The 17101-nt window shown below is 51.3% G+C and carries 18 protein-coding genes; 11 read left to right on the plus strand and 7 right to left on the minus strand.

Annotated elements, in window-relative coordinates; all coding sequences use genetic code 11:
- Positions 1-77: 77 nt before the first annotated feature.
- Together cobO and M2374_RS12595 are read right to left on the minus strand one after the other, a co-directional pair.
- Positions 78-668 carry a cob(I)yrinic acid a,c-diamide adenosyltransferase gene (cobO, locus tag M2374_RS12590; protein WP_181689043.1) on the minus strand — a complete coding sequence of 197 codons (591 nt, stop codon included), beginning with the start codon at positions 666-668 and terminating at the stop codon, positions 78-80.
- Positions 665-1426, minus strand: a complete 762-nt coding sequence (locus M2374_RS12595; protein ID WP_117342892.1) for a YciK family oxidoreductase — start codon at positions 1424-1426, stop codon at positions 665-667. The genes cobO and M2374_RS12595 overlap by 4 nt, the downstream gene beginning before the upstream one ends.
- A gap of 221 nt (positions 1427-1647) precedes the next feature.
- Here M2374_RS12595 and sohB point away from each other — a divergent pair, with 221 nt between their 5' ends.
- Positions 1648-2694, plus strand: coding sequence for a protease SohB (gene sohB, locus M2374_RS12600; protein WP_181689044.1), 1047 nt, complete (start codon positions 1648-1650; stop codon positions 2692-2694).
- A gap of 108 nt (positions 2695-2802) precedes the next feature.
- Here sohB and M2374_RS12605 read toward each other — a convergent pair whose 3' ends face one another.
- Complete coding sequence (locus M2374_RS12605; protein ID WP_003020616.1) at positions 2803-3054, minus strand: YciN family protein; 252 nt, start codon at positions 3052-3054, stop codon at positions 2803-2805.
- A gap of 399 nt (positions 3055-3453) precedes the next feature.
- Here M2374_RS12605 and topA point away from each other — a divergent pair, with 399 nt between their 5' ends.
- The 5 genes from topA to acnA all read left to right on the plus strand — a co-directional run bounded on the left by topA (position 3454) and on the right by acnA (position 10850).
- Positions 3454-6051 (plus strand): type I DNA topoisomerase, encoded by a 2598-nt coding sequence (gene topA, locus M2374_RS12610; RefSeq protein WP_117342889.1) that lies wholly within the window; start codon positions 3454-3456, stop codon positions 6049-6051.
- 195 nt (positions 6052-6246) lie between these two features.
- A complete protein-coding gene (gene cysB, locus M2374_RS12615; protein ID WP_115258322.1) occupies positions 6247-7221 on the plus strand; it encodes an HTH-type transcriptional regulator CysB in 975 nt (324 codons plus the stop codon).
- Positions 7222-7517: 296 nt separating this feature from the next.
- Positions 7518-7658, plus strand: a complete 141-nt coding sequence (locus M2374_RS12620; RefSeq protein WP_213083822.1) for a YmiA family putative membrane protein — start codon at positions 7518-7520, stop codon at positions 7656-7658.
- 2 nt (positions 7659-7660) lie between these two features.
- Complete coding sequence (locus M2374_RS12625; protein WP_170974142.1) at positions 7661-7831, plus strand: hypothetical protein; 171 nt, start codon at positions 7661-7663, stop codon at positions 7829-7831.
- Positions 7832-8174: 343 nt separating this feature from the next.
- On the plus strand, positions 8175-10850 hold the full coding sequence (gene acnA, locus M2374_RS12630; RefSeq protein ID WP_115258323.1) for an aconitate hydratase AcnA: 2676 nt from the start codon (positions 8175-8177) through the stop codon (positions 10848-10850).
- Positions 10851-10914: 64 nt separating this feature from the next.
- Here acnA and ribA read toward each other — a convergent pair whose 3' ends face one another.
- The gene (gene ribA / locus M2374_RS12635; RefSeq protein ID WP_096756827.1) at positions 10915-11505 is read right to left on the minus strand and encodes a GTP cyclohydrolase II; all 591 of its coding nucleotides are present in this window, start codon (positions 11503-11505) and stop codon (positions 10915-10917) included.
- 197 nt (positions 11506-11702) lie between these two features.
- On the opposite strand from ribA, the gene pgpB reads away from it, so the two are divergent.
- The 5 genes from pgpB to yciH all read left to right on the plus strand — a co-directional run bounded on the left by pgpB (position 11703) and on the right by yciH (position 15352).
- On the plus strand, positions 11703-12467 hold the full coding sequence (gene pgpB, locus M2374_RS12640; RefSeq protein WP_181689046.1) for a phosphatidylglycerophosphatase B: 765 nt from the start codon (positions 11703-11705) through the stop codon (positions 12465-12467).
- Positions 12468-12616: 149 nt separating this feature from the next.
- Positions 12617-12925, plus strand: a complete 309-nt coding sequence (locus M2374_RS12645; RefSeq protein WP_096756830.1) for a LapA family protein — start codon at positions 12617-12619, stop codon at positions 12923-12925.
- A 6-nt stretch (positions 12926-12931) separates the two neighbouring features.
- Positions 12932-14101 (plus strand): lipopolysaccharide assembly protein LapB, encoded by a 1170-nt coding sequence (gene lapB / locus M2374_RS12650; protein WP_181689047.1) that lies wholly within the window; start codon positions 12932-12934, stop codon positions 14099-14101.
- 186 nt (positions 14102-14287) lie between these two features.
- Positions 14288-15025: an orotidine-5'-phosphate decarboxylase gene (pyrF, locus tag M2374_RS12655; protein ID WP_115258326.1), complete on the plus strand. Its 738-nt coding sequence runs from the start codon at positions 14288-14290 to the stop codon at positions 15023-15025.
- On the plus strand, positions 15026-15352 hold the full coding sequence (gene yciH, locus M2374_RS12660) for a stress response translation initiation inhibitor YciH (protein ID WP_115258327.1): 327 nt from the start codon (positions 15026-15028) through the stop codon (positions 15350-15352). It abuts the gene before it with no gap.
- 103 nt (positions 15353-15455) lie between these two features.
- Here yciH and osmB read toward each other — a convergent pair whose 3' ends face one another.
- The 3 genes from osmB to M2374_RS12675 form a co-directional block, all read right to left on the minus strand.
- Positions 15456-15674, minus strand: a complete 219-nt coding sequence (osmB, locus tag M2374_RS12665) for an osmotically-inducible lipoprotein OsmB (RefSeq protein WP_096756834.1) — start codon at positions 15672-15674, stop codon at positions 15456-15458.
- A 267-nt stretch (positions 15675-15941) separates the two neighbouring features.
- The gene (locus tag M2374_RS12670) at positions 15942-16694 is read right to left on the minus strand and encodes a DNA-binding transcriptional regulator YciT (RefSeq protein WP_135911921.1); all 753 of its coding nucleotides are present in this window, start codon (positions 16692-16694) and stop codon (positions 15942-15944) included.
- A gap of 96 nt (positions 16695-16790) precedes the next feature.
- Positions 16791-16973 (minus strand): hypothetical protein, encoded by a 183-nt coding sequence (locus M2374_RS12675; RefSeq protein ID WP_117342884.1) that lies wholly within the window; start codon positions 16971-16973, stop codon positions 16791-16793.
- Positions 16974-17101 lie beyond the last annotated feature (128 nt).

The raw sequence follows: 17101 nt of genomic DNA on the forward strand, positions 1-17101 counted from the left end.
GTAGGCCTGATAAGCAAAGCGCCATCAGGCGTTAGCGTGGAGCCGGATGCGGCGCAAACGCCTTATCCGGCCTACACTCAATAATCGATCCCTATTTGGGCTTTCACCCCCGCCTCAAAGGCGTGCTTGACCGGGCGCAACTCGCTGACCGTATCAGCTAATTCCAGAATATCGCGATGGCATCCTCGACCAGTGATAATCACCGTCTGGTGAGAAGGGCGCGCGCTTAAGGCGTCGAGCACCTCTTCCAGCGGTAGATAGTCATACGCCACCATGTACGTCAACTCATCCAGCATCACCATATCCAGCTCAGGATCGGCCAGCATCCGTTTACCGTGCTCCCACACGGCCAGACAGGCAGCGGTGTCAGAATCTCGGTTTTGCGTCTCCCAGGTAAATCCTGTCGCCATGACCTGAAACTCCACGCCGTGGGGTTCCAGTAAGTTTCGTTCGCCGTTGGGCCACGTGCCTTTAATGAACTGCACCACGCCGACTTTTTTACCGTGACCGACCGCGCGCGTGGCGGTACCAAATGCGGCGGTGGTTTTCCCTTTACCGTTGCCGGTAAAGACGATGATGATACCGCGCTCGTCCTTTGCGGCGGCAACGCGTGCGTCAACACGGTCTTTTACGCGCTGCTGGCGCTGCTGATAGCGTTCTTCACTCATTGGGCAATTCCTGGTTTACGGCCCGGTTGGGCGTCGAAGGTCATACCGGTTTTACGCCGGCTGTCGTCGCCCATCAGCCACAGGTACAGCGGCATAATGTCGGCGGGTGTTTTTAATTTTTGTGGATCTTCTGTCGGGAATGCGCTGGCACGCATGCCGGTACGCGTGCCGCCAGGATTAATACAGTTTACGCGTAAATGATGGTTTTGATACTCGTCTGCCAGCACCTGCATCATGCCTTCGGTGGCAAACTTCGAGGTTGCATAGGCCCCCCAGTTGGCGCGTCCCTGACGACCAACGCTGGATGAGGTAAAGACCAACGATCCAGAATCAGACTTAAGCAACAAAGGGAGCAGCGCCTGGGTCAGCATAAAGGTGGCATTGACGTTTACCTGCATGACCTCCTGCCAGACCTGCGGAGTTTGTTCGATCATCGGACCGATTTCACCCAGTAACCCGGCATTATGCAACACGCCATCCAGACGCGGGTAATGGGCGTTGATTCGCTGCGCCAGTTCATGACACTCAGCGGAAGTACAGGTCAGCAGATCCAGCGTAAACCACTGCGCGGGCGCGCCGTTTTCTGCGGCAACGGCCTGGGCGACCTGACGAAGTTTTTCTTCATTGCGCCCGAGCAGAATCACGGTTGCACCGTAGCGGGCATAGGTCAGCGCAGCTTCTCGACCGATGCCATCGCTGGCTCCGGTGACCAGAATAATGCGATCCTGTAACAGATCTTGTTTGGGTTGGTAATGCACGGTTACTCCTCGGCGACGCTCTGGCCATCCCGTTTTCTATAACTTGTCGGTTTTATGCCTTAAACCCTGCTATTTTTCAATCAGCCAAAGGTAATAACACCGTAAAATGAACACTTTGTCATGCTTTTTACCGATTACCATGCGGATGGATGAAGCAAGACGGGTTAACACACCTGTTGTACACTGAGCGAAAGTTGCGTTGTTTAACCAAGGTGGGATTCGTGGAATTGTTGTCTGAATATGGGCTGTTTTTGGCAAAAATCGTCACAGTGGTAGTGGCGATTGCGGTGATTGTTATGCTGATCGTCAATGCGACACAACGCAAGCGTCAGCGCGGTGAACTCCGGGTCATTAATCTCAGTGAACAATATAAAGAGATGAAAGAAGATCTGGCGATGTCTTTAATGGGCAGCCACCAACAAAAGCTCTGGCATAAAGCGCAGAAAAAAAAGCACAAGCTGGAAGCGAAGGCGGCCAAAGCCAAAGCAAAATTGGGAGAGAATACATCATCGGGTAAACCGCGTGTCTGGGTGCTTGATTTTAAAGGCAGTATGGATGCCCATGAAGTCAGCGCGCTGCGTGAAGAGGTGACGGCGGTACTGGCGGTAGTAAAACCACAAGATCAGGTGGTTATTCGCCTGGAAAGCCCCGGTGGTGTGGTGCATGGCTATGGGCTGGCGGCATCACAATTGCAGCGTCTGCGCGATAAGCAGATCCCATTAACGGTGACGGTCGATAAAGTTGCCGCCAGCGGCGGATACATGATGGCCTGCGTGGCAGATAAAATTGTTTCGGCACCGTTTGCTATTGTGGGCTCAATTGGCGTGGTGGCGCAGATCCCTAACTTTAACCGTTTCCTGAAAGGCAAAGACATTGATATTGAGTTGCACACTGCCGGGCAATACAAACGGACGTTGACGCTGCTTGGTGAGAACACGGAAGAGGGTCGTCAGAAATTCCGCGAAGACCTGAACGAAACGCATCACCTGTTTAAAGATTTTGTGCACCGTATGCGTCCGACTCTGGACATTGAACAGGTTGCCACTGGGGAACACTGGTTCGGTCAACAGGCGCTGGAAAATGGGCTGGTGGATGAGATCAATACCAGCGATGAGGTGATCCTGAGTTTGATGGAGGGTCGCGAAGTGCTTAACGTACGCTATCTGCAGCGCAAAAAACTGATGGACCGTTTCACCGGTAGTGCAGCGGAAAGTGCGGATCGCTTGCTGCTGCGCTGGTGGCAGCGTGGTCAAAAACCGTTGATGTAAAATTGTCATTGCCGGATGGCGATGCTAAAGCATCTTATCCGGCCTACAGGATCGTCGCATCGTAGGCCGGATAAGGCGGAGCCGCCATCCGGCAAATCATTTCTTGTATTAATCGATCAGGTGATACTTTTCAGAAAGGACATGCGCCAGGTGTTTAAACATATTAAACACTGCGGTGCTTTTTGGCGTAGGAAGCCCTTGTTCATCTAAAAAGTAATCTCCGCTGAAAACCAGCACGCCATTACGCTGTGTGACGCCGGTGGCGACAATCCCCGCCAGCGTGTCCTCATGCTCACGAATGATTTTGTTGGCTTCAATCAGCAGAGTTTCGCGATCGATGGGTTGAGTGTCTTTATGCATTATTTACTCCTTAAACAAGGACATTAGTCTACGCCGAGCCCGCCTTATGGGCAAATATTCCCTGATAAAAGAGCGGGTCTTACGATAGTGTGCCTACTGGCGAGATTTGTTTTTGCATGCTAATAAAGTTGCGTAACGCATTTTATCAGGTACAGTGTGACGCTTTCGTCAATCTGGCAACAGATTTGCTTGACATTCGACCAATATTCCGTCGTGCTTTAGCGAATTCGTGAAAAAAATCCTGTTAACTCAGTTAGATGGGAGTTACATTACGAACCCGTGACCGGTACCAGGGTTGATATCCGCCGACGCAGAGACCATATCGATGTCTCGTCGCCAGTGGAAGGTGAATCAACGCGCGACGCATTCCTGGAAGAATCAAATTAGGTAAAGGTGAATATGGGTAAAGCTCTTGTCATCGTTGAGTCCCCGGCAAAAGCCAAAACGATCAACAAATATCTGGGTAATGACTACGTGGTGAAATCCAGCGTCGGTCATATCCGTGATTTGCCGACCAGTGGCTCAGCAACTAAAAAGAGCGCCGACTCAACCGCCACCAAAACGGCTAAAAAGCCCAAAAAGGATGAACGTGGCGCTCTCGTCAACCGTATGGGGGTTGACCCGTGGCACAACTGGGATGCGCGCTATGAAGTGCTGCCCGGTAAAGAGAAGGTCGTCTCTGAACTGAAACAATTGGCTGAAAAGGCCGACCACATCTATCTCGCAACTGACCTTGACCGCGAAGGGGAAGCCATTGCATGGCACCTGCGGGAAGTGATCGGGGGCGACGACACCCGCTACAGTCGCGTGGTGTTTAATGAAATTACCAAAAATGCCATTCAGCAGGCGTTTGAAAAGCCGGGCGAACTGAACATCGACCGTGTCAATGCGCAACAGGCACGCCGCTTTATGGACCGCGTTGTGGGCTATATGGTGTCGCCGCTGCTGTGGAAAAAGATTGCTCGTGGCCTGTCTGCCGGTCGCGTACAGTCGGTCGCCGTGCGCCTGGTTGTAGAGCGTGAACGTGAGATCAAGGCATTCGTTCCGGAAGAATTCTGGGAAATAGATGCCAGCACCACGACGCCTTCCGGTGACGCGCTGCCACTGGAAGTCACGCACCACAACGAGAAGCCGTTCCGTCCGGTTAACCGCGAACAGACACTTGCTGCGGTAAGCCTGCTGGAAAAAGCACGTTACAGCGTGCTGGAGCGTGAAGATAAGCCGACCAGCAGCAAACCTGGCGCGCCGTTCATCACCTCTACGTTGCAACAGGCTGCCAGCACCCGTTTGGGCTTTGGCGTGAAGAAAACCATGATGATGGCACAGCGCTTGTATGAAGCGGGCTACATCACCTATATGCGTACTGACTCAACCAACCTGAGCCAGGATGCGGTTTCTATGGTCCGCGATTACATCGGCGAAAACTTTGGTAAAAAGTATTTGCCGGAGAGCGCAAACCAGTACGCCAGTAAAGAAAACTCGCAGGAAGCGCACGAAGCCATCCGTCCTTCAGACGTCGCCGTACTGGCTGAATCGCTGAAAGATATGGAAGCTGATGCGCAAAAACTGTATCAGCTGATCTGGCGTCAGTTTGTCGCCTGTCAGATGACGCCAGCTAAATATGACTCCACCACGCTGACCGTTGGCGCAGGTGATTACCGCCTGAAGGCGCGCGGTCGTATTCTGCGGTTTGATGGCTGGACTAAGGTCATGCCAGCCCTGCGTAAAGGCGATGAAGATCGTATCTTACCGGCGGTGGATAAAGGCGATGTGCTGACATTGGTTGAACTGACCCCCGCACAGCACTTTACCAAACCGCCTGCGCGCTTCAGCGAAGCGTCACTGGTTAAAGAGCTTGAAAAGCGCGGTATCGGTCGTCCATCTACCTATGCGTCGATCATCTCTACGATTCAGGATCGCGGCTATGTCCGTGTTGAGAACCGTCGTTTCTACGCAGAAAAAATGGGTGAAATCGTCACCGACCGCCTGGAAGAAAACTTCCGCGAATTGATGAACTACGATTTCACCGCGCAGATGGAAAACAGTCTCGACCAGGTGGCGAAGCACGAAGCCGAATGGAAGGGCGTGCTCGACAACTTCTTCAGTGATTTTACTCAGCAACTCGATAAAGCTGAGAAAGACCCTGAAGAGGGCGGTATGCGTCCAAACCAGATGGTTCTGACCAGCATCGACTGTCCAACCTGTAGTCGTCAGATGGGTATCCGTACCGCCAGTACCGGTGTATTCCTCGGTTGTTCCGGTTACGCGCTGCCACCAAAAGAGCGCTGCAAAACCACCATTAACCTGGTGCCGGAAAACGAAGTGCTGAACGTGCTGGAAGGCGATGACGCGGAAACTAACGCGTTACGCGCGAAGCGCCGTTGCCAGAAGTGCGGCACGGCGATGGACAGCTACCTCATCGATCCAAAACGTAAGCTGCATGTGTGTGGTAACAACCCAACCTGCGACGGTTACGAAATCGAAGAAGGCGAGTTCCGCATCAAGGGCTACGACGGTCCGATCGTCGAGTGCGAGAAATGTGGTTCTGAAATGCACCTGAAAATGGGGCGTTTCGGTAAATACATGGCGTGTACTAACGACGAGTGTAAAAACACCCGTAAGATCCTGCGTAATGGCGAAGTTGCGCCACCGAAGGAAGATCCGGTTCCGCTGCCGGAATTGCCGTGTGAAAAATCGGACGCGTATTTCGTGTTACGTGATGGTGCAGCAGGTATCTTCCTGGCGGCGAATACCTTCCCGAAATCGCGTGAGACGCGTGCGCCGTTAGTGGAAGAGCTGTACCGCTTCCGCGATCGTCTGCCGGAAAAACTGCGCTACCTTGCCGATGCGCCGCAGACCGATCCGGATGGCAACAAAGCGATGGTGCGTTTTAGCCGTAAAACCAAGCAGCAGTATGTGTCTGCCGAGAAAGACGGTAAGGCGACCGGCTGGTCTGCATTCTTTGTTGACGGTAAATGGGTAGAAGGCAAGAAGTAACTGCCCGACAGTTTGACATCGCCTTAAAGGGTCGCGTAAGCGGCCCTTTTTTATAGGTGACGGTATCTATACAGCTCTGATTAAAATGATATAGTGGTTATAGTTAACAAACTTTTTATTATTAAATCGTATTAGCAGCGCGATTCAGCCTGCTCATAAACGATGGTCTGATGCCGCTAATCTGGATGGTCTAACATGAAATTACAGCAACTTCGCTATATTGTTGAGGTGGTTAACCACAACCTTAATGTCTCCTCAACGGCCGAAGGGCTCTATACCTCTCAACCGGGTATCAGTAAGCAAGTTCGTATGCTGGAAGACGAACTGGGTATCCAGATTTTTGCCCGTAGCGGTAAACACCTTACGCAGGTTACCCCGGCAGGGCAGGAAGTCATTCGTATTGCGCGCGAAGTTCTGTCTAAGGTAGATGCCATTAAGTCGGTGGCCGGTGAACATACCTGGCCGGACAAAGGCTCGCTGTATATTGCGACCACTCACACCCAGGCGCGCTATGCGCTGCCTAACGTTATTAAAGGCTTTATTGAGCGTTATCCTCGCGTCTCTTTGCATATGCATCAGGGCTCGCCGACCCAAATTGCGGAAGCCGTGTCGAAAGGCAACGCAGATTTTGCCATTGCAACCGAAGCGCTGCACCTGTACGACGATCTGGTGATGCTGCCGTGCTACCACTGGAATCGTTCGATTGTTGTCACGCCGGACCATCCGCTGGCGGGTAAATCCTCCGTGTCGATTGAAGAACTGGCGCAATACCCGCTGGTGACCTACACCTTTGGCTTTACCGGACGTTCAGAACTCGACACCGCGTTTAACCGCGCGGGGCTGGAGCCGCGTATTGTCTTTACCGCGACCGACGCGGATGTTATTAAAACCTATGTGCGACTCGGACTGGGCGTGGGCGTGATTGCCAGCATGGCGGTCGACCCGATTTCCGATCCGGATTTGGTACGGGTTGATGCGCATGATGTCTTTAGCCATAGCACCACCAAAATCGGTTTTCGTCGTAGTACGTTCCTGCGCAGTTACATGTATGATTTTATTCAGCGTTTTGCGCCGCATCTGACGCGCGATGTAGTGGATACGGCGGTCGCGTTACGTTCTAACGATGACATTGAAGCAATGTTTAAAGATATTAAATTGCCGGAAAAATAATAACGGGCCAGCGCTCGTCGGTATCTCAGTATGAAAAACGCTACCGACGGGCAAGTCTGAATTAGTTATATTAACCGCATATTATTTAAGGGGAATGTTCGCCAAAGTAGTTTTAAATTAGAAAATCTGCTCAAAACCCTGTCAAATATTTAAATCGGATCAAACAATTGATTTATTCACGGCTCAGGATTCGAAAATTAACTGGCTTTTTCACGCCTTTTTCTTTAGGATTTCTCTTATCTGATGATTAATTGTACCAATCGTTTGGTGCCAATATGATAAGTGATTTCGATAGTATGAGGTTAGCGATGCCTTCTGGAAACCAGCCAGCACGCCGGGATCCCGCGCTGAAACGTAAAGCATGGTTCACGGTCTTTCTCGGTTCAGTCCTGTTCTGGATTGTTGTTGCGCTCGTGGTTTGGAATGTGTGGAGTTAGTCATGTCCGTGCAACAGCAGCAACCCACGTCTACACCTTCTCAGCAAGACAATGAGCCAGCGCAGGAGGCGACTACTGAATGTAGAAAGAATATTCCTGACGCGTGGCAACTTTCCCCAGCACAGCAGGCTTTTATTGATCTATTTGATGAAGACGAAGAACAGAAACAATAATTAACCCGCGTTTTATAGCCGTCATACTTAAAGCAGCATGTGCGTTATTTACGTTCGTTCACCCCAGTCACATAGTTATCTATGCTCCTGGCGATTCACTCACTTGCCGCCTTCATGCCGCTCTAATTATTTTGGCTATATCTTCATTAGAATTAGTTCACCGTATTGAAGAGTGAATGACGTAATTCCACCTTCACGCCGTAATCCCCTTGTATCGCCATTTATGCTTCTCCGCTTTTATCAATTTGAGTTGTTATCAAAGCGTTACATTTTGTTTGTGTTATCTTTAATACTAACCCTGAGAAAAGTCAGGGGATGCCACCCTGTCATTTAAGGAGGAGCTATGTCGTCGACCCTACGCGAAGCCAGTAAGGACACATTGCAGGTTAAAGATAAAACCTACCGCTACTACAGTTTGCCGCTGGCTGCCAAATCATTGGGTGATATCACCCGTCTACCCAAATCGCTAAAAGTCTTGCTGGAAAACCTGCTGCGCTGGCAGGACGGTGATTCAGTTACTGAAGAAGATATTCATTCTCTGGCTCGATGGCTGGACAATGCCCATGCCGATCGCGAGATTGCCTATCGACCCGCCCGTGTACTGATGCAGGATTTTACCGGCGTTCCGGCGGTGGTCGATCTGGCGGCCATGCGCGAAGCGGTTAAACGCCTCGGCGGTGATACGGCTAAAGTGAACCCGCTTTCACCTGTTGATCTGGTGATTGACCACTCGGTGACGGTAGACCACTTCGGTGATGATGATGCGTTCGAAGAGAACGTTCGCCTGGAAATGGAGCGTAACCACGAGCGCTATGTGTTTCTGAAATGGGGGCAGCAGGCATTCAGCCGCTTCAGCGTTGTACCGCCGGGGACGGGGATCTGCCACCAGGTTAACCTCGAATACCTGGGAAAAGCGGTGTGGAGTGAATTGCAGGATGGCGAGTGGGTGGCTTACCCGGACACGCTGGTTGGTACCGACTCCCACACTACGATGATTAACGGCCTTGGTGTACTGGGGTGGGGCGTGGGCGGAATTGAAGCAGAAGCCGCGATGCTGGGGCAACCGGTCTCAATGCTGATTCCGGATGTCGTTGGCTTCAAGCTGGATGGAAAACTACGTGAGGGGATCACCGCCACCGATCTAGTCCTGACCGTGACCCAGATGCTGCGTAAGCACGGTGTGGTCGGTAAATTTGTTGAATTCTATGGTGATGGCCTCGACACGCTGCCGCTGGCAGACCGTGCCACCATTGCCAATATGGCACCGGAGTATGGTGCGACCTGCGGTTTCTTCCCCATTGATGGCGTCACGCTCGAATACATGCGCCTGAGCGGTCGCAGCGAAGAGCAAGTTGAGCTGGTTGAGTCCTACGCCAAAGCGCAGGGAATGTGGCGTAATACGGGCGATGCGCCGATCTTTACCAGTTCACTGGAACTGGACATGGCCGATGTGGAAGCCAGCCTGGCCGGACCGAAGCGTCCGCAGGATCGCGTCGCGCTGGGGGATGTCCCGAAAGCATTTGCGGCAAGCAATGAGCTTGAGCTGAACAGTTCGCATAAAGACAGTCAGCCGGTCGACTATGTTCTGAACGGTCATCAATACCAGCTGCCAGACGGTGCGGTGGTGATTGCGGCTATTACCTCCTGTACCAACACCTCAAACCCGAGCGTGCTGATGGCGGCGGGCTTACTGGCGAAAAAAGCGGTCACTCTTGGTCTGAAACGTCAACCATGGGTCAAAGCCTCGCTAGCACCGGGATCAAAAGTGGTGTCTGACTATCTGGCGCAGGCCCGGCTGACCCCGTACCTTGATGAACTGGGGTTCAATCTGGTTGGCTATGGTTGTACCACCTGTATTGGTAACTCTGGGCCGTTACCCGATCCTATTGAAACGGCGATTAAAAAAGGTGACCTGACGGTGGGGGCGGTACTTTCCGGTAACCGTAACTTTGAAGGACGCATTCATCCGTTAGTGAAAACGAACTGGCTGGCCTCTCCGCCGCTGGTGGTCGCTTACGCGCTGGCGGGCAATATGAACATTAACCTGACCAAAGATCCGCTCGGACACGATAAAAAAGGTGACCCCGTATATCTGAAAGATATCTGGCCTTCTGCACGGGAAATTGCCCGCGCCGTCGAGCAGGTATCCACGGAGATGTTCCACAAAGAGTATGCGGAAGTGTTTGAAGGCACGCCGGAATGGAAATCGATCAATGTTGATCGTGTCGACACCTACGGCTGGCAGTCTGACTCGACCTATATTCGCCTGTCACCGTTCTTTGAGGGCATGCAGGCTACGCCGGCTCCGGTAAACGATATTCATGGGGCGCGTATATTGGCGATGCTGGGTGACTCGGTGACCACAGATCATATTTCCCCCGCTGGCAGTATTAAGGCGGACAGCCCGGCAGGACGCTATTTGCAGAGCCACGGCGTTGAGCGCCGGGATTTTAACTCCTATGGTTCACGACGTGGAAATCATGAAGTGATGATGCGCGGTACTTTTGCCAACATTCGTATCCGCAATGAAATGGTGCCGGGAATTGAAGGCGGGATGACTCGCCATTTACCGGGGACGGAAGTGGTGGCCATTTACGATGCGGCCATGCGTTATCAGCAGGAGAGCGTGCCGCTGGCGGTGATTGCCGGTAAGGAATACGGATCAGGCTCCAGTCGCGACTGGGCAGCGAAAGGCCCACGTTTGCTGGGTATTCGCGTGGTCATCGCAGAATCGTTTGAGCGAATTCACCGTTCCAACCTGATTGGTATGGGGATCCTGCCGCTGGAGTTCCCGCAAGGGGTGACGCGTAAAACGTTGGGACTCACCGGTGAGGAAGTGATTGATATTACGGATTTACAAACAATTCAACCGGGCGCCACAATTGCGGTGAATATGATGCGCGCAGATGGCAGCAAAGAGGTGATTATGTGCCGCTGTCGTATCGATACTGCGACGGAGTTAACCTACTACCAGAACGACGGTATTTTGCACTATGTGATTCGTAATATGCTGAAGTAAAAAGTGAAAAAGCCTGCGTAAGCAGGCTTTTCATGGGGCAGGTGCATGTGCAATTACCGGGCGATTATTCGCTCAATAAATGGCCCATTTTGGCGGCTTTGGTATCCAGATAATGCGCATTTTTCGGGTTCCGGCCCACGATCAGCGGCACGCGTTCGACAATATTGATCCCAGCTTCGGTCAGAATCTCAACTTTCTTCGGATTATTGGTCAGCAGTCGTACTGCATCTACGCCCAGCAGCTTAAACATATCTGCGCACAGGGTGAAGTCGCGCTCATCGGCCGCAAAACCTAACTGGTGGTTGGCTTCAACGGTATCGTAGCCTTGATCTTGCAACGCATAGGCGCGGATCTTATTCAGCAGGCCGATGTTGCGACCTTCCTGACGATGGTAAAGCAGGATACCGCGTCCCTCTTCAGCAATGTGCGTGAGCGCGGCTTCCAGTTGGAAACCGCAATCGCAACGCAGGCTGAAAAGCGCATCGCCAGTCAGACATTCGGAATGGACGCGTGCCAGGACCGGTGTTTGACCCGAAATATCGCCAAATACCAGCGCGACATGATCGTGCCCGGTTGCCAGTTCTTCAAATCCCACCATCAGGAAATCACCCCAGGGGGTCGGCAGTTTGGCTTCTGCCACACGTTTAAGCTGCATGTATTTCTCCAGATTACGCTGGCACTCGCCGTGCCGTCGCCTATTGGCTTCTGTATGGCGCTATTTTGCCATAAGGCGACGGCGTTCGCCTAATGGCGGTAGCGCATTCGTATTTGCAATGGCACAAAATTGTCAATTTTCCCGGCGCGCAATTTTTTCAGTTATGATTGTGAGACTTATCGACGAAAGGAGATGCAATGCTTTCTATCGCAAAGCGAACCGCCGTAGGTGCTGTTCTGTTGTTGATTATGCCAGTGTCCATGTGGGTGTCTGGCTGGAGTTGGCAGCCAGGGAACAATGTCTGGTGGTTAAAATCCTTATACTGGATAACGGAAACGGTGACGCAACCCTGGGGAATCATTACTCATGTGTCCCTGTGTGTGTGGTTTTTGTGGTGTCTGAGATTTCGTCTGAAAGCCGCGATGATGCTGTTCGCCATCCTTGCCGCGGCAATTTTGATCGGCCAGGGGGTCAAGTCATGGGTAAAAGAAAGGGTGCAGGAGCCACGACCTTTTGTGGTTTGGCTGGAAAAAATGCACCATGTCCCTGTTGATGAGTTCTACACTTTAAAGCGTAAAGAGCGCGGACACTTAGTCAAAGAGCAATTATCAGGACAGCAGGATATCCCGACCTTTTTACGTAAACACTGGCAAAAAGAGACGGGTTTCGCATTTCCCTCTGGTCATACGATGTTTGCCGCCAGTTGGGCGTTACTGGCCGTGGGGCTATTATGGCCGCGTAGACGTACGCTGACGATTGTTTTCTTGCTGGTCTGGGCGACGGGTGTAATGGGCAGTCGTTTGTTACTGGGCATGCACTGGCCGCGAGATTTAGTCGTGGCGACGTTGATATCATGGCTGCTGGTTACGTTGGCGACATGGCTTGCACAACGGGTCTGTGGGCCATTAACACCGCCGGTTCAGGAGCAACAAGAAATCGCGCAGCGTGAACAAGAAAGCTGACCGTGATTGATTTTTCGCGTTTTGCCCTTAAATCATAAAGACTAAAGCGCTTTTCCATTTCGCACTCGTCGTGAAAATGGTAATTTAAAGGGCTCAACGCGGTAAGTTGTACACGATTTATTCGCTCAAACCACATAACGGGAAGTAATGTGAAATATTTACTCATTTTCTTACTGGTGTTGGCGATTTTTGTTATTTCGGTGACATTAGGTGCGCAAAACGATCAACAGGTAACGTTTAACTACCTGCTGGCCCAAGGTGAATATCGTATTTCTACGCTGCTTGCCGTGTTGTTTGCTGCAGGATTTGCGATTGGTTGGTTAATTTGCGGCCTTTTCTGGCTGAGGGTTCGCGTGTCTCTTGTGCGTGCCGAACGTAAAATCAAACGACTGGAAAACCAGCTTGCGCCTGCGACCGACGTTGCGGTTTCTGCCGATTCGTCGGTTGTGAAGGAATAATTATTTATGCTGGAGTTGTTGTTTCTGCTGTTACCTGTAGCCGCTGCCTATGGGTGGTATATGGGTCGCAGAAGTGCGCAACAAACAAAACAGGACGAAGCTAACCGCCTGTCGCGTGACTATGTCGCCGGGGTTAACTTCCTTCTGAGCAACCAACAAGATAAAGCGGTGGATCTGTTCCTCGATATGTTGAAAGAGGATACCGGCACCGTTGAGGCTCATCTCACCCTCGGAAACCTGTTCCGCTCGCGCGGTGAAGTCGATCGCGCTATCCGCATCCATCAAACGTTGATGGAAAGCGCGTCATTGACCTACGAACAGCGTTTGCTGGCGGTTCAACAACTCGGTCGCGATTACATGGCCGCAGGTCTGTATGACCGCGCTGAAGACATGTTCAATCAGCTTACCGATGAAACCGATTTCCGCGTGGGTGCGTTGCAACAGCTGTTGCAGATCTATCAGGCAACCAGTGAGTGGCAAAAAGCCATTGACATTGCGGAACGCCTGGTGAAGCTCGGTAAAGATAAGCAGCGAATTGAGATCGCACACTTCTACTGCGAACTGGCCCTTCAGCAACTGGGCAGCGACGACATGGACCGCGCCATGACGTTGTTAAAAAAAGGGGCTGCCGCCGACAAAAACAGTGCGCGGGTTTCCATCATGATGGGACGCGTGTACATGATGAAAGGGGACTATGCGAAGGCGGTCGAAAGCCTGCAGCGCGTAATTTCCCAGGACAAAGAGCTGGTCAGCGAAACGCTGGACATGCTACAGAGTTGCTACCAGCAACTTGGTAAGAACGATGAATGGGCGGAGTTCTTACGCCGCGCCGTAGAGGAGAATACCGGTGCCGCCGCTGAGCTGATGTTGGCGGATATCCTCGAAGCGCGTGAGGGCAGCGATACCGCGCAGGTTTATATCACCCGTCAGTTGCAGCGTCATCCGACGATGCGCGTCTTCCACAAACTAATGGACTATCACCTCAATGAGGCCGAGGAAGGGCGTGCTAAAGAGAGTCTGATGGTGTTACGGGATATGGTCGGCGAACAGGTTCGCAGTAAGCCGCGCTACCGCTGCCAGAAATGCGGATTTACCGCCTACACGCTGTACTGGCATTGCCCATCGTGCCGTTCATGGTCAACCATTAAGCCAATTCGCGGTCTTGACGGTTTGTAATTAAAAAAATACCGACTTTAGTTACAACATCCTTATTGTTTAATAACATCCTGCACATTTAGCCTCCGTGCCACATCGCCAGGCAGCGATGTAATCGAATCTGTTAATTTCCTATGACCACAGGTAGAATGCACGCCGTTTACCCATTTTGTGCCGAAAGGTGCCCATCTTCAGGAAGGTCTGGTTATGACGTTTACTGCTTCATCTTCTCCCCGTGCTGTTACTGATTCTCCTGTCGTTGTCGCTCTGGACTACAATAATCGCGATAAAGCATTGGCATTTGTCGACAGAATTGATCCCCGTGATTGCCGTTTGAAAGTGGGCAAAGAGATGTTCACGCTTTTTGGACCTCAATTGGTGCGCGACCTGCAACAGCGTGGATTTGACGTATTTCTGGACCTGAAATTCCACGACATCCCCAATACCACGGCACATGCCGTAGCGGCTGCGGCAGACCTTGGCGTGTGGATGGTTAACGTTCATGCCTCGGGTGGGGCACGGATGATGACGGCGGCTCGTGAAGCCTTGGTACCATTTGGTAACGATGCGCCGTTGTTAATTGCCGTGACGGTGCTGACCAGCATGGAAGCCAGCGACCTTGCCGATCTGGGAGTGACGTTGTCACCTGCGGAGCATGCAGAAAGACTGGCACGGTTAACGCAAAACTGCGGGCTGGACGGCGTTGTCTGTTCTGCACAGGAAGCGGTACGATTCAAACAAGAGTTTGGTCAGGCGTTTAAGCTGGTAACGCCTGGTATTCGTCCTGAAGGCAGTGAAGCGGGCGATCAGCGCCGCATTATGACGCCACAGCAGGCACTGTCAGCGGGTGTGGATTATATGGTGATTGGTCGTCCGGTCACGCAGTCGGCGGATCCGGCCCAGACGCTGAAGGCGATCAACACCTCACTGAAACGAGGAGCGTAAATGAGCGACGCTAACTCTCGTCTGGTCTACTCGACTGAGTCTGGACGAATTGACGAACCTAAAGCGGTGACAGAACGTCCAAAAGGCGATGGTATTGTGCGAATTCAACGCCAGACCAGCGGTCGAAAAGGAAAGGGCGTTTGCCTGATTACCGGTATTGATCTGGACGACTTAGAGCTAACCAAATTAGCAGCCGAGTTAAAGAAAAAATGTGGCTGTGGTGGGGCCGTGAAAGAGGGCGTCATTGAAATACAAGGCGATAAACGCGACCTGATTAAATCCTTGCTGGAAGCCAAAGGCTTGAAAGTTAAACTGGCTGGCGGCTAATAAAAAAAGCCACGAAAATATTCGTGGCTTTATTATTAGTAATGTAAATAGTACGGTCGCGAAAAAGTAAACGTATTATTATATCGAGCCGGTCAACCGTAGATTATTTACCCACCTGGTGGCCGATAATACCACCTACTGCAGCACCACCCAGCGTACCCAGCGTACTGCCGTCCGTCAGGACTGCACCACCAATGGCACCTGCACCCGCACCAATGGCGGTGTTGCGGTCTTGTTTAGACCAGTTAGAGCAGGCACTCAAAGACATAGCCAGAGTAATCGCCAGAATGGCAGCGGTCATTTTTTTGCTCGTTACTAACATAATACTTTCTCCTGAATGATTGATTCACGGAATCCAGTCTCTTTAATGATAGCGTGAAATTAAGGTCATTAAAGGTATTTCCGTGAAACCGTTTAGCGCAGGGCATGACCATCAATCATCTGTTGATGAGAGTGTGTTCCTGTTATATCGCTAACATTAATTTTACGACATTACCCTGTTAACAACAGGTAAAAAGTCTTAATTGGACGGTCGGATAAGTCTCAGAGAGAAGATGATTTGCCGACAGGCAAATCATCTGGTGATGTATTATGCGCGGGTATCGATGATGTTAACGATTAATCCTGAATGCTCTAGTTGCATTTGCACGCTGGCGCTGAGTTTTGCATCAGTGACGACACGATTGAATCGCTCCAACGGACCGAGTGTGTACGGATGAATGGCGTCAAACTTCGAGCTGTCGGTGAGCACAATCACCTCTGCGCCTTTTTCCAGCACTGCATTGACCACGTCTGAACGCATCATGTCACGGCCGGTGAAGCCGGTTTCAGGCTGCCAGCCATCGATTCCAATAAAAGCCTTACTAAAGTGAACCTGCTGGATAAACTGACGCGTTAATGGTCCAACCATGCTTTCGCTTTTTTTCTGATAGATCCCGCCGAGGAGGATTACTTCGCAGGGTGTTTCTTTCAGCAGGTGAGCGATATAGCTGCTGACCGTAATGATAGTGACGTCTTTTTGTTCCGCCAGCGTTCTGGCCAGCAGTGCATTACTGCTACCGTTTTCAATAAATACGGATTCACCAGGATTGACCAGTGAGGCGGCAAACTCAGCCAGTTCACGTTTCAGGGTGAAGTTGGTCATCATACGCGTTTCAACATCGTCGCTATTCAGTGACACTGCGAAACCATGCGCACGGCGTAAATAACTCTGTTTTTCCAGCGTGTTCAGATCCTGTCGAATCGTCACTTCAGAGACACCGGTGATTTTGGCAAGCTCAGATACGCTCATCTGGCCTTTATCGGTCACCATCTGCAAAATAGATTGTTGTCGGGAATTCATAGTATTAATTTTTATAGCGGTATCGTATCGGACATTAAACGGAGGTTACGTTATCAGCAGTCTGATATCAGCAACCACATAACAAGTACAAAGCCGTCAGATCTCCCACGGGGCTTTGTGTTTTTTTGACACTGGCGCTGTTTCTTCGTTGACCGTGCTTAACAGTTCAGCCTTGAGGATTTCGAGATTGTGGATGGCTGAATGAGAGTCACCTGCAACAAGGATATCCAGTACGGTATCAATGCGTTCGGCCAGTCGTTTTGCGTCGATATCAGACATGGTCATCATCCTGGTGTCAAAAAATTTAGAATTTCATGATGCAGAAAATCATCACAAAAGAGAAGGGAAAAATAGTATTAACCGACATGATCGGAGAATATTATATATTCCGTGATTACAGACAGATA

This window comes from Citrobacter sp. JUb117 (assembly GCF_024809055.1).
GTDB lineage: Bacteria > Pseudomonadota > Gammaproteobacteria > Enterobacterales > Enterobacteriaceae > Citrobacter > Citrobacter gillenii.

Excerpts from the sequence above, each read along its gene's own strand:
- pgpB (WP_181689046.1), top strand. The coding sequence starts at position 11,703 with ATGCTTTCTATCGCAAAGCGAACCGCCGTAGGTGCTGTTCTGTTGTTG.
- M2374_RS12620 (WP_213083822.1), top strand. The coding sequence starts at position 7,518 with ATGAGGTTAGCGATGCCTTCTGGAAACCAGCCAGCACGCCGGGATCCC.
- M2374_RS12625 (WP_170974142.1), top strand. The coding sequence starts at position 7,661 with ATGTCCGTGCAACAGCAGCAACCCACGTCTACACCTTCTCAGCAAGAC.
- M2374_RS12670 (WP_135911921.1), bottom strand. The coding sequence starts at position 16,694 with ATGAATTCCCGACAACAATCTATTTTGCAGATGGTGACCGATAAAGGC.
- pyrF (WP_115258326.1), top strand. The coding sequence starts at position 14,288 with ATGACGTTTACTGCTTCATCTTCTCCCCGTGCTGTTACTGATTCTCCT.
- cysB (WP_115258322.1), top strand. The coding sequence starts at position 6,247 with ATGAAATTACAGCAACTTCGCTATATTGTTGAGGTGGTTAACCACAAC.
- M2374_RS12675 (WP_117342884.1), bottom strand. The coding sequence starts at position 16,973 with ATGTCTGATATCGACGCAAAACGACTGGCCGAACGCATTGATACCGTA.
- cobO (WP_181689043.1), bottom strand. The coding sequence starts at position 668 with ATGAGTGAAGAACGCTATCAGCAGCGCCAGCAGCGCGTAAAAGACCGT.
- acnA (WP_115258323.1), top strand. The coding sequence starts at position 8,175 with ATGTCGTCGACCCTACGCGAAGCCAGTAAGGACACATTGCAGGTTAAA.
- osmB (WP_096756834.1), bottom strand. The coding sequence starts at position 15,674 with ATGTTAGTAACGAGCAAAAAAATGACCGCTGCCATTCTGGCGATTACT.
- ribA (WP_096756827.1), bottom strand. The coding sequence starts at position 11,505 with ATGCAGCTTAAACGTGTGGCAGAAGCCAAACTGCCGACCCCCTGGGGT.
- yciH (WP_115258327.1), top strand. The coding sequence starts at position 15,026 with ATGAGCGACGCTAACTCTCGTCTGGTCTACTCGACTGAGTCTGGACGA.
- topA (WP_117342889.1), top strand. The coding sequence starts at position 3,454 with ATGGGTAAAGCTCTTGTCATCGTTGAGTCCCCGGCAAAAGCCAAAACG.
- lapB (WP_181689047.1), top strand. The coding sequence starts at position 12,932 with ATGCTGGAGTTGTTGTTTCTGCTGTTACCTGTAGCCGCTGCCTATGGG.
- M2374_RS12605 (WP_003020616.1), bottom strand. The coding sequence starts at position 3,054 with ATGCATAAAGACACTCAACCCATCGATCGCGAAACTCTGCTGATTGAA.